This is a genomic window from Micromonospora sp. WMMD558, assembly GCF_049315255.1.
Lineage (GTDB): Bacteria > Actinomycetota > Actinomycetes > Mycobacteriales > Micromonosporaceae > Micromonospora.
The window spans coordinates 5,259,297-5,270,773 of the sequence record NZ_CP186061.1 but is presented as its reverse complement, the minus strand read 5'-3'; the positions used below and the strand labels follow the sequence as shown (position 1 = coordinate 5,270,773).

Sequence of the window (11,477 nt, the reverse complement as noted above, 5' to 3'; positions counted from 1 at the left end):
GACGGAGGTGCTGCACGCTGCGGCGCACCGGGTGACCGGCCATGACTGAGCATTCCAATCCGGTCCGCCGCACAGGCTGTTCGTCCGGCAAGCATGTTTCCGGCGTCGGCGCCAGGTCGGGCCGGGTCGCGCCACCGGAGTCAGCCGAGCCGCCCCTCGGAGAGGGTGAGGATCCGGTCGGTGCGGGCCGCGACGCGGTCGGAGTGGGTGACGAGCACGACGGGGGTGCCGTCACGGCGGCGGAGGCCGTCGAGAGTGTCCAGGACGTGGGCTTCGGTGTCGCGGTCGAGGGAGGCGGTGGACTCGTCGCAGACGAGTACCGTGGGCGCGGCGGCAACGGCCCGGGCCAGCGCGACGCGGTGGCGTTGGCCGCCGCTGAGCCGGTCGGGTGTGCGGTCGAGGATCTCGGCCGGGAGCGCGAACCGCTCGATGACCTCCTCCAGCGTCCAGCCCGAGGTTCGACCGTGCCGGGCGGTCACGGCGAGTGCCCGGGTGAGCGCGCGACGGACGGTCTCGTGCGGGTTCAGGGCCGCCCGGGCGTCCTGGCCGACGTAGGCGAGGTACGGCTGGCCGGTACGCGCACGGATGGCCGCGTCCCAGCTCACCGGCACGCCGTGCACCAGCAGCCGTCCGGCGGCTGGCGGGGCGAGCCCGCAGAGAGCCCGCGCCAGCGAGGTCTTTCCGCTGCCGGACGTCCCGCGGACGCCAAGGAGCTCGCCGACGTCGATTCGTCCGCACGCGCCGTCGAGGACACGCATCGTGCCGTGCCGGACCGTCACCCCGTCGAAGGCGAGTGCGGCGCCGCCTGTGCCGTTCGCGGGACCGAGGAAGGTCATGCCGCGGGCGATCACCCACACCCCGACCAGGGCGCACACCGCGGCCAGCAGTACGCCGCCGATCAGTGAGCGGACGACGAAGGACACGGTGAACGGTTCGAGCAGTGACGCCATCACCCTGTGAGGTTCCAAAACCTTGTCACGTGCGCTGAGCTGGGTCTTTATGCGGCTCGTTCGTACTCGTAGATCAGCCCGCCGAGAAGCGGCCGGCGTTTGACCCGCTCGTGGGCCAAGGTCGACAGCAGGACGGTCGGAGCGTGGTGGCTGCAACTGCAGCGCCCGATGCGGACGCCGCCCGTTGTAGTGGCGGGCGTATTGATCGAGTGTTCGTCGGAGGTGCCGTTCACCGACGATGAGCACGCGGTCGGTGACCTCGTTGCGGACGGTGAGGATGAACCGTGCGGCGTAGGCGTTGCTCGCGGGCTAGGCGGCGGGATCTTGCACACCGTGATGCCCGCATCGGCCAGTACGGCGTCGTAGGCGGCGGTGAACTGTCCGGTGCGGTCCCGGATCAGCACCTTGAACCGTTCGGCCCGGTCGCCCAGGTCCATGAGCAAGTTCCGGGCCTGCTGGACGGTACATGGCCCGTCGGGGTTGGCCGTGACGCCGAGGATGTGCACGTACCGGTTGCCGACTTCCATCACGAAGAACACGTACAGACGTTGAAGGGTGATGGTTCATCGACTAGACAGACGATCAGCACGGAGACCTCGTGGCCACTGTAGTGGTGACGAGGCGGCATGACCTGACTGACGCGCAGTGGGCGGCGGCTGCGTTCACCGGCCGCTGTCGGCGGTGGGCGTGAAGCCGAGTTGGATGTATGAGCGGGACCGTTTGCGCCACATGGCGGCCAGTACGCCGACCTGCTCGTCGGCGTAGTCGTGGACCTCGACGCTGGTCTTGCCGGGGTGGGCGCGCAGAATCCGGCCGACGTACTGGACCATGCTGCCTGAACGACACGGGGTGGGCGAGGAACAGGGTGTCCAGCTTCGGGCAGTCGTAGCCTTCGCCGACGTATTTGTCGGTGGCGATGACGAGCAGTGGTGGCCCGTCGGCGGGCGGGTCGGCCAGGAAGGTGAGGACCTGCTTGAGGTCCTTGGTCTTGCGGGTCGCGTAGAGCAGGTGCGGGTCGTGGTCGAGGTCGCGCAGTCGCTTCGCGAGGGCCTCGACGTGGGCGGTCTGCCGGGTCAGGACCAGGCAGTTGCGGCCCCGGTCGAGGGCGGTGTGGACGTCGTGGCAGACCTGGTCGTTGCGGGTGTCGTCGGCGATAAGACCGCCTAACACCACCGAGGTGATCGCCCCCGGCTTAGCGGTGTCGACGTCCTCAGGCAGGGCGAACGCGGTCTGGTGGACGTGCAGGCGGCGGTGCGGGGCTTCGGGGTCGGTCTTGTCGATCATCGGGATGGTGTGCCGCTTAGGTCCGCAGTGCATGAAGATGATCGGGCCGAGACCGTCGCGGCGGTAGGCGGTGGCGGTGAGGCCAATCCAGCGGCGGGCCGGGATGCGCCGCAGCGCCTTCTCCACGGTCGGGGCGCCGGCGTGGTGGGCTTCGTCGACGATCACGAGGCCGTACCCGGACAGCCGTTCGGCAGTGTCGTCCATGCGGGCGACGGTCTGCATCATGGCCAGGTCGATGACGCCGGTCGGTTTGGTCTTTCCGCCGCCGATCTGCCCGACCCGCGCGGGATCGATGTCGAGCACGGTGGTGAGGCGTTCGCGCCACTGGTCCATCAGCGGTGCCCGGTCAACCAGTACCAGGGTGGGTGTGCGGTGGTGGGCGATCAGGGCGCAGCCCATGACGGTCTTGCCGGATGCGGGCGGTGCCTCCAGCACGCCGTGGTCGTAGCGCGTGAGCTCGGCGACGGCGTCGGGTTGCCGGTCGCGCAGCGTCGCGGTGAACGCCACATCGATGCGTGGCGGGTCAGCGCGCCGGTCGTCGATCTCCAGCCGGCTGCCCGCCGGTGCCACCAACTCCGCGGCCTTCCCGGCCATGGCCCGTGGCAGGTACAGGCATTCCAGGTCCTCTGTGTAGAAGCGGATGTACCGGGGCGTGTTCCAGCTCGACAGGCGAAGGTTCTCGTTCTTGTAGAACTCCGGGTTGGCCAGCGACGCGGCGTGTTTGAGGGAGGCCAGCAGCGACGGCGGCAGACCGGCCCGGCGTACCGCGAGCATTCCCGCCCACTCGGCGCGCACCACGACCGGTGGCGCCGCGTCGGGTCGCAGCGCCGAGCGGAACAGCGACGCCTCGGGGCCGACCGCGACCGGCCGGAGATCGGCGACGAACCGCTGCACCTCGGCCAGTCCCAGCTTGGCGACACCAGCCAGGGAAGCCCACTGGTCCGGGTACGGCGTGAACGTAGCCGGGTCGACGAAGACGGTGGTGCCGGCGTCGCGGCACTGCTTCTGCAGCGGCAGCGCGATCAGGTTGCCCAGCCCCTCACCCTTGGCAGGCAGGTGGTCCTGGGAGGGGAAGAACCGGTCGTAGCTGTCCAGCCCAAGCTCACCGCGGACCGTCATCGCCTCGCGCAGCAGCCCGAACCCCAACGCTCGCGCCTCCACCGCCGGCACCGGCTCGCTGAAGAAGGTCCAGACGTGGGCGCCCTGACCGGAGCGGGAGATCTCCACCTCCGTCGACACCCCGACCGCCTCCGCTGCCTGGACGTACGCCTGGGCGTCGAGTTGCCACTGCGCGCCGTCGAAGTCGCAGGCCAGCAGTCGGCAGGTGTCATCGGCCAGCATCGGATACAACCCGGCGCTGATCTTCCCGGCCAGGTGATCGTGGAGCACCGCGTCGGTCAGCGGTCGGTACCGGCGGGCGTCCTTGGCTTCCTGCCACGTCTGGCTCGGGAGTCGTTCCAGTTGCGGGTACCAGCCCTTGCGGCCGTCCTTCTCCCACCGCTGGGCGTACACGTCGTCGCGACCGACGAACAACGACCGGAACAACGCCACCCGCTCGGCCGCGATCCGCTCCCGCGCGCCAACGGATCCGGCCTGCAACGGTTGCTCCCGCGCCGGCGCCCCACGCGGACCCGGGGCCAGCCGTGCCACCTCGGCTCGCAAGGTCGCCAGTTCCGCGCGGATCAGCGCCAACTCGCCGGCGCAATCACACGGGCAACCAGCGGTCGATGTCGCCGTCACGCATCCATTGATACAGGGCTGCGGTGGTCGTACCGCCACCAGGGCACGCGCGTCGCACCATTCAAACAACGCTAGGGCAGGTTGGCGGTGAGTTCTTCGCGCCATTGCGCGAAGCGTTTGCGCATCTCGCAGATGTGGGCGGGGTCGGCACCGTAGGCGGCGAAACGGCGGTCCGGGTAGCGCTCCAACATTCCGAACAGGTCTGCCAGGATGCGCCGGTCGAACCCCGCGTCGGATTGTTCGGCCAGCTCGCACAGCCGCGTCCGGGTGTAGCGACCGGTCATGAGGGCAGCGTCGATGTCCAGGAAGTCTCGAGGCTCGGCGCGCGTGTACAGGGCGGACATCTTGCCCGCGACGACGTCGTCGGCGTGCAGCACCGGCCCGACGTCCATCATCACCGGCGGCAACGCGCGCCAGTTGGCCGCCAGTTCGACCTTGTACGGATGTGTAGGTTGAGCGGGATCGGTGACCGCGAGCCGGGCGAAGGTGTCGAACTGCTGCGTCACCTCGACGGAATACCCGCCGGCGCGGTAGCCGTCGACGACAGCGTCCACTGCGGCGGCGAACTCGCCACGTCGCTCCCACGCCGTGAACAGGTCGACGTCCTCGCTCGGGCGGTCCAGGATGCCGTGGGCAGCAACGGCGTAGCCGCCGGCCAACGCGAACCCGTAGCGGGCAGCGACCCGCAACCCGATCTCCGCCAGGCGGAGGTGAACCTGATCCACTCCTACCCGGCCAGCGTCTGCGGCGGCGTGGTCAGCTCTGGAAAGCGTGCCTGCCACAAGGCCCGCAGGCGGGCCGGCAGCCACAAGCTTGGCCACAAGCGGCGCAGCGTCGGACCGTGCAACCATCGGCACAAGTCCGCGACCGAATTGGCCTGGTTCAGTACCGTCTGGTACATCAGCTGCAGATCGCCGGCGTCGTCCAGGTCGTACGTGCTGTCGCCGGACCAGTCCAGCCACCGGTCGAGCGTCACCACACCGCGAACCGGACCGCGCAGGTCGGACAGGGCGGCGGCGACCACGAAGTGCCGCTGGTCCACGTATCGTGAACCAGGCGGTGCGCCATTGCCGCTGGACATGACTACCTCCTGACCCAGATCGTACGTCTGAGCGGCGTGGCCGGCTGGCACGACATCGACCTGCCGGCCACTGATTTCAAGATAGCGGCAGTTCAGCTGCCAACATGATCATGTATTTAGGGCTCGCCCTCCGACATGAACTCCACGACAGCCGGCGGGAAGCCACGGGCCGCTCGTCTGGCTGACGGCAGCGAAGTCGATGGTCGCCGGGGGAGTGGTGCGACGACTCCTTTACTCGGCCGGCTTATGCTTCAGGCGACCTGGGCAAACGTGCATGAGCACGCCGCTGGGCCACCGGACTACTGGGGGTCAAGGGGTCGTCGGCTCAAATCCGGCCGTCCCGACAGACGCAAAGCCCCGACCAGCGGAAACACTGGTCGGGGCTTTGACTTTCTTCTATGGAGTTTGAACCTTCCCCCGAAAGCCCCCCCTTTACCGGGGGCGACACAGCCCGGCGGCGGCCCGACTCCGGGTGGCTCGCCAGGCATAGAAGCGCTCGGCGAGGCTGGCGGCGCCATAGCCGTAGGGCATCGAAATTTGGCCGATGAGGACATGGGCTAGGGCCGCCGGGAGGACCTCGTCTCGTCGGTGGTCACCGATAGCCTTTCGCCAAAGACGTGAAAGGGATGGCGATGGACCTTCGTGAAGTTGGGCTTGGACGGCTGAAGGGCGTTGCCGACGCCGCTGGACGGATGGTCGCCGACAGCACGAACGTCGCGAGGCAGCTCGTCGCTGATGCTGCTGGCGATGCACAGGAGAGAGTGAAGCAGTCCGCCGAGCAGGTGATGGCGAAGGTCGAAGAAGTCAAGGACGGCCTCTCGGCCTGGTCGTCCCGCAACCCCGCCGATTTCGGCGACTTGTCCGCGCTCAGCGCCGACGGGAAGTTGCTCTACTGCCGGGTGTTGGTGAGCTTGGCGCTGGTCGACGGCCTCCTCGATCCTCGCGAGATCGCGAATCTGTACTTGTTCGCATCGACGATTGGTCTCGACGGCGAAGCGCGATCGGAGTTGCGCAGGGAAATCACTGGGGCGCAACGCGATGCAGTGAGCGGCGCAGGGGTTCTCGACGCCACGGTGGAGCTGTCCAGGGAATTGCGTGACCTCCTCGAGGAGGACCAGCGCGAGCCAGTGTTCACGGTGCTGGTGCGCGACCTGGTGCGAATTTCGCGTGCTGACAGGCATGCCGCCGACGCCGAGCGTGAGCGAATCGTGCTGGTCGCAGGACTCGTGTTCGCCGAGTCAGCCGACAAGGTCGTGGAGGCGACCGAACGGTTCGTGATCACCGAAGAGGACTTCGCTTCCGGCAAGATCACGACCAGCCAGCTGGAGACCACCACCAAGGACATCGCCGCCAAAGCGGCTGCGTTCGGCGCCCCGATCGCCGCGATCAGTCTCGCTGGCAGCGTCACCGGCCTCAGCGGAGCGGGAATCACCTCGGGTCTGGCGGCCCTGGGGTTCGGCGGCCTGCTGGGCCTGAGCGCGATGGCCACCGGGATCGGCACGGTCGTAATTCTCGGCGTCGCGGTCCATCAGGGGACGCGTTGGGTGCTGGCCACCAACGAGCGTGAACGAGAGAATCGGCGCGAGCATCTGATTCAGCAAGTCATCAAGAATCACCAGCAGGCGATGGCCGAGCTCACCGATGACATCGCGGGGCTCGCTCGACGGATGGAGGCCTACCTCACCCAGACCACGAGGAACGAAGAGCGACTGGCCGCGCTCAGGGCTGAGCTGGCCGCCTTCGAGCTGGCCCTGGTGAATCTGCAGACCAGTCAGGAGGCCTTCGAACGGCGGGAGCCGCTCAGTGTCGGGTGACCAGCTCTCGGCTGCCGCCGCTGTCGTGGCTTACCAGGCCGTCACGCTGACCGAACTGCGTAACCTGTTCGACCAGGTTGAGTTCGACCTCAAGGATGTCCTCGAACGCGAACGTCGCGTCAGCGACACCCTGGACTCGGTCGATTCCGAGTTCGACGCGGTGCGCGCCCGCCTCCACGCAATGGGCCTCCTCGTACCAGCCCCCGAGTCCCCGTCGAGCGCAGCGACCACCGTGAGTGTCCAAGCACCGAGCAACCCCCGTTACGCCGTGCCCATCGCCCCGACTGATGACGACTTCGATCAGCTCGTCAGGCTTGCCGAAGCCCGGTTGGATCTGCTGGGTATCGATCTGACCCGGGACCCGCTCCAACAGGTTCTTCCCTCCAGCCAGATAGCTCGCAGCCTGCGCAGCTACGCCGAGGAACATGGCGACGTCAGCTGGGACAAGACCGACTGGACAGTCGTCCTGGTTGCCGGAGCCCTCGCGACCCTCCTTGACGTCATCCTCGTCCGCATCCCCCAGGACTCCACCTTCCTCGGCAAGGAGCAGGCGGGCTCGCCCCTCACCACGTGGCTCAAGGACCGTGACCGCGCACAAGACATCCACGCCCGATTCCTCAAGAGGTTCGAGAAGCTCGCCAAAGTGCCCTACGACGCCCCCACCACGAAGGCCACCGGGGGCCTCGTCAGCGGCATGCGGCCGGCTACCCATCGGCTCCAGAGCCTCGGCCACGATCCGGCCCTGGGTTTCCTCTACGGCGTGGCAGATCTCATGCACGGCACCGGCACCTACATCGACAAGGCGGGGCAACTGATCCAGGTCGCCACCAACTACGACCCGGTCGACCTGATCACCGCGCTCATCACTCAGGTGCGCCATCTACTCTCGGACGTCTACACTCCTGCCGGCGTGCAGCCCCCGTTCTTCAGCCTGCTTCAACTCGGACAGATCAATTCCCCATTCGCATTAGGCCCCTCCGGCGTCAAGGTGCCCTGGACCGACGTCGCCCGCTACATGTATACGAACGGCTACGACCTGCGCCACTTCTTCACAATGGGCATCACGCCTGGCGTCGTGTCCGCGATCATCCGAGGGTACTGGCTTCTCAAAAGCTACGCCACCGGCGGTACCGCACCGCAACGGAAACTGGAGCACGCCAAACTCACCTCCATGCTGCTGCTCGGGCACACCATCGCCACCTCAGGCACGCTTCTCAAGACCGGGCTACTGTTTGGCATGAACCCGGCGGCCCTCAACTACAACCAGATTCTCGCCATGGCCCCCGCCACCATCACCTGGTTCAACGAAGCCATCGCCCGCGACCATCGAATCAATCAAGCCCTGGAGAAGGAGTGGGAATTGCTCCTCACCGAATCCGAGGGGCAATCGTGATCAGCTTGGCCTGCTCAGCCAGATCCATCCGGCGTAGAAGGTGTGACGGGCATGAGTATCCAGCAGCACGACGCCCAGGCCACGGCGGAGCGGCGGTAGAGACAGGTGGTTGCATCAGCCGTGTCGCAGGGTGAGTCTTCTGGTGGCCTGAGCGAGCCGGTCGAGCCGGCCCATCAGACCATCGGGGGTCTCGCCCTTGGCCTCGGCGATCGGCTGACCGACCTCCGCCGGTCTGTCCGGCTGATGCTCGTTCGGCGGCGCGACTGCCCGGTCGGCCTCCTCGATCAGTGCGCGCGCCTTCTCTTCGATCTGCCGCTTTTGCTCCTTCGACTCCCGGGCCTCGGCCTTCAGCGTCGACATGGTGAGCCGCCAGGCGTTGCCGAGTCGGTTCGGGTCGTCGAAGAGGCTTGTCTCCAACGGTGGTGAGGGATCGACGTAGTTGCTCGACGGCACGACCCAGAGCGCATCGTCCACCACGTACCGCTCCTCGGGCTGCGCCGGCTGCGGCTCGTCCGATGTTGCCAATGCTCCTCCAGTTCTCTTCATCATCTCCATGCGAACTCCCCCGCGCCAAGGTCTTCTCGCTTGAGCAGGTCGTTGTAGTGCACGAGCTTCAGCGTGAACCGGTAGGAGATGTAGATCAGGTTCAGGGCGGAGATGGCACAGAGCACAATCCACCGCCAGTCGGTGATTCCAACGAATGTGAGGTGCTCCAGGGTGCTCTCCTGTGCCGCTGGCAGAGCGGGTGGCGGAGAGCCGAGGTAGAGAATGACCGCGACCACCGAAACGGCGCCGCTGATGATGAGGGACAGGCGGGCGAGCATTGAGCCGCCGACGAGGGCGTTGTTGTCCGACGCCATCCCGAACCAACCTGCGGCGACCGCGGGCAGCGCGAGCATCAGGGCCGGCAGACCGCCCACCTGAGCTCCCTGCGGGTTGGTGATCAGGTTCCCGACGACCGCGATAAGCAGCGTCGTCGCCAGCGCGGTGACTGCCGCCCGACCCCTGGCACCAGGCGGAGTCTCCTTGAACCGGGCGATCAGCTGAAGGTCCCGCATCTTCGGCGACGCCTGGGCGTAACCCCGCATGTATACGTGGACGAAGTTCTGCCCGCGCCTCCGGCGTACCCGGAAATGGTGGTCCACCTCGGCGGTCGGACCGGCCTCGTGCGCGCAGAGACCGTTCTTGTCGTACTCATCCTGCTTGCCGCGCGGATGCTTACCGCGCCACCGTCGTGTCGCTGAGGTGCGACAGTGGCGGCACTGGAGGAACTGTTTGAGCACGTATTTGTTGGACGGCGCATTGACCCGCAGGTGGTAACTGTCGGCGGTGAGCGCCAATTCCACCGGGACCGCCACCTGATCGGGCTTGAGGCCCAGGCCGAGGCGCAGCAATCCCCACCAACCCCTGACGAGCGAGGAGGGGATGAAGGTGCGCTCGTACTTGAGAAGAAGGCGGCCGCTGGAAACATCGGCTGCAGGGATAACGGCGATGATGGGATACGACGAACTGAGCGCGGCGACGTACTTCCGGACCCGCTGCCTGCTCTCGTCGTCGCGAAACTTAATTTTCTCAAGGATGACGTCCATCCGCCGGTCGACGATCTGGCTGTTCATCGGTCCGCGGGTGGCCACGATTTGCAGAAGGGCGAGCTCCGCGGCGCGCTCCACCTCCTCGAGCATGCGGTGCTCAGGAGTGGGTTGCTGACCGGCGGACATTTCGACCAGGAGCCGCAGACCGGCCGATGCCAGCCGGACGGACTCCTCGTACGACATCGTGGTCAGCGATTCCCCTCGCGCGGACCGGAGGTGGAAGTTGTCCACTAAGTCGCCCTTCAGCGGTTGTAGGACCGGCACGTACAGCGCCCGGCCGCCGTCGTCGGCGTTGGGCAGCGAGAACGATATCGAGACCTGCTGCACGACGGCTCGTTCGTCGAGGTCGATGGTCTCGGTGAGACGGGAGCGGCGTCGAGCCGGGTCAACGATCAGCTCCACGAACATCGCGATCGCCTTGCGGTCGTCCTCGGTAATCCGGTTGGCCGCCGAACTCTGCAGACTCTGCAGCCACGCGACATCCGGCTGGACGGGCGGATCGAGGTCAGCGGTCTCACGGTTTAACCGATCACGCAGCCGCGAGAAGATCATTATGCCGGCGCCAGCCGCGAGGAGGAAGAAGAAGATCCGCGCGACCGCTTCGAGCAGGTTTCCGTGCTGGCCGATCCAGCCGCCGTGCGCCTCGAACTGGTACCGGAGCCAGCCCGTGCCGCCTGCCAGAATGACCAGCGGTAGAGCCAGGATGCAGATGCCGAGATTCATCAACGTCTTTCGGGTGCCACGTCGCTCCGGCACGGACCACGCCCCCCACCCGCAAACAGCGAAGCGTACTCAGAGGAATACACCTTGCTACAGGGTCGGTGTACCTGTCGAGGCCCGCGTGATAACGGACCATTGGGGAATTTGTTGCGCTCTACAAATAACACTGCACGTCAGCCGGCGATAGTTGAGTATGGCCAACCGCGGTTACGAATCACCGATCGCCGACCTTCGTTACGCTATCGTTATCTCCGCCTGTTTGCGCCTCCTTCATTCGGGCTCGCGAAGCAGCCCATTCGCTGGGTGGTCCGAGCCTGATCGAGGCGGAGTCGATGCCGGTAGGCGAATCGATCAAACCAAAACGTGGCGCCGCCGTCACCACTTGTCGCACCCGCGACACAGCCCACTCATCAACAAGCCGCAACATCTGCCGCCACGGAGGTGAGTCGTTGCCGACAGCCAGTGGCCTCGCCGTGGCCCGGTCGTACGGGAAGTAGATGCCTGGCCCGGTGCTCTGGTAGCGCCTCGGTTCCGCCCAATGTTCCCTACCCGGGTGTCACGAACCACTCCGAACATGCATGCGGTTCAAGCCTGTCCGTCTCGGCGTCGAGGATGGGCGTGGACCGTGCGTTGCTTCTAGTAACAGCCGCGGGGAGAGCAGGTAAGGTGCCATAGATCGTCCGGAAGTCGAGGGAGCCAGTGCGTGCGTGAGGATTCGCCGCGCTGGGAGCAGATCAATGCCAGCTCGTACGCCCATGAGCAGGACGGGCTGCGCGAGATGGCCAGCGATCTGCCGGACGCCGACCCGTACCACGGCTAGGCGAGCGTCGAGTTCGTCGGCGCCGACGGCTCGATCAACGAGGTCGACGCCCTGGTGCTGACCCCAGCGGCCTTTATGCGCTG

General features: G+C 66.7%; 8 protein-coding genes and 1 pseudogene. 2 read left to right on the top strand and 7 right to left on the bottom strand.

Features of this window, described 5'->3' with window-relative positions; translation table 11 throughout:
- Positions 1 to 140: 140 nt before the first annotated feature.
- The 5 genes and pseudogenes from ACN26Y_RS25130 to ACN26Y_RS25110 form a co-directional block, all read right to left on the bottom strand.
- On the bottom strand, positions 141 to 950 hold the full coding sequence (locus ACN26Y_RS25130; RefSeq protein WP_155332625.1) for an ATP-binding cassette domain-containing protein: 810 nt from the start codon (positions 948 to 950) through the stop codon (positions 141 to 143).
- A 204-nt stretch (positions 951 to 1,154) separates the two neighbouring features.
- Positions 1,155 to 1,229, bottom strand: a pseudogene (locus tag ACN26Y_RS25125) (hypothetical protein); the annotation flags it as partial.
- A gap of 303 nt (positions 1,230 to 1,532) precedes the next feature.
- Entirely contained in the window at positions 1,533 to 3,833 is a 2,301-nt protein-coding gene (locus tag ACN26Y_RS25120; RefSeq protein ID WP_422733631.1) for a TOTE conflict system archaeo-eukaryotic primase domain-containing protein, read from the bottom strand.
- 212 nt (positions 3,834 to 4,045) lie between these two features.
- Positions 4,046 to 4,699 carry a nucleotidyl transferase AbiEii/AbiGii toxin family protein gene (locus tag ACN26Y_RS25115; RefSeq protein ID WP_155332623.1) on the bottom strand — a complete coding sequence of 218 codons (654 nt, stop codon included), beginning with the start codon at positions 4,697 to 4,699 and terminating at the stop codon, positions 4,046 to 4,048.
- Between the two features lie 2 nt (positions 4,700 to 4,701).
- Complete coding sequence (locus ACN26Y_RS25110) at positions 4,702 to 5,055, bottom strand: hypothetical protein (protein ID WP_155332622.1); 354 nt, start codon at positions 5,053 to 5,055, stop codon at positions 4,702 to 4,704.
- Positions 5,056 to 5,681: 626 nt separating this feature from the next.
- Here ACN26Y_RS25110 and ACN26Y_RS25105 point away from each other — a divergent pair.
- Entirely contained in the window at positions 5,682 to 6,869 is a 1,188-nt protein-coding gene (locus tag ACN26Y_RS25105; RefSeq protein ID WP_422733630.1) for a TerB family tellurite resistance protein, read from the top strand.
- Positions 6,859 to 8,262 (top strand): hypothetical protein, encoded by a 1,404-nt coding sequence (locus ACN26Y_RS25100; protein ID WP_422733629.1) that lies wholly within the window; start codon positions 6,859 to 6,861, stop codon positions 8,260 to 8,262. Before ACN26Y_RS25105 ends, ACN26Y_RS25100 begins: the two co-directional genes overlap by 11 nt.
- A gap of 114 nt (positions 8,263 to 8,376) precedes the next feature.
- Here ACN26Y_RS25100 and ACN26Y_RS25095 read toward each other — a convergent pair whose 3' ends face one another.
- Both ACN26Y_RS25095 and ACN26Y_RS25090 read right to left on the bottom strand, forming a co-directional pair.
- Positions 8,377 to 8,817 (bottom strand): hypothetical protein, encoded by a 441-nt coding sequence (locus ACN26Y_RS25095; RefSeq protein WP_155332619.1) that lies wholly within the window; start codon positions 8,815 to 8,817, stop codon positions 8,377 to 8,379.
- Entirely contained in the window at positions 8,808 to 10,577 is a 1,770-nt protein-coding gene (locus ACN26Y_RS25090; RefSeq protein ID WP_422733628.1) for a hypothetical protein, read from the bottom strand. The genes ACN26Y_RS25095 and ACN26Y_RS25090 overlap by 10 nt, the downstream gene beginning before the upstream one ends.
- Between the last annotated feature and the right edge of the window lie 900 nt (positions 10,578 to 11,477).

Bases quoted from the DNA above. Each gene is read 5' to 3' on its own strand.
- ACN26Y_RS25130 (WP_155332625.1), bottom strand. From the start codon at position 950: ATGGCGTCACTGCTCGAACCGTTCACCGTGTCCTTCGTCGTCCGCTCA.
- ACN26Y_RS25110 (WP_155332622.1), bottom strand. From the start codon at position 5,055: ATGTCCAGCGGCAATGGCGCACCGCCTGGTTCACGATACGTGGACCAG.
- ACN26Y_RS25105 (WP_422733630.1), top strand. From the start codon at position 5,682: ATGGCGATGGACCTTCGTGAAGTTGGGCTTGGACGGCTGAAGGGCGTT.
- ACN26Y_RS25095 (WP_155332619.1), bottom strand. From the start codon at position 8,817: ATGGAGATGATGAAGAGAACTGGAGGAGCATTGGCAACATCGGACGAG.
- ACN26Y_RS25090 (WP_422733628.1), bottom strand. From the start codon at position 10,577: ATGAATCTCGGCATCTGCATCCTGGCTCTACCGCTGGTCATTCTGGCA.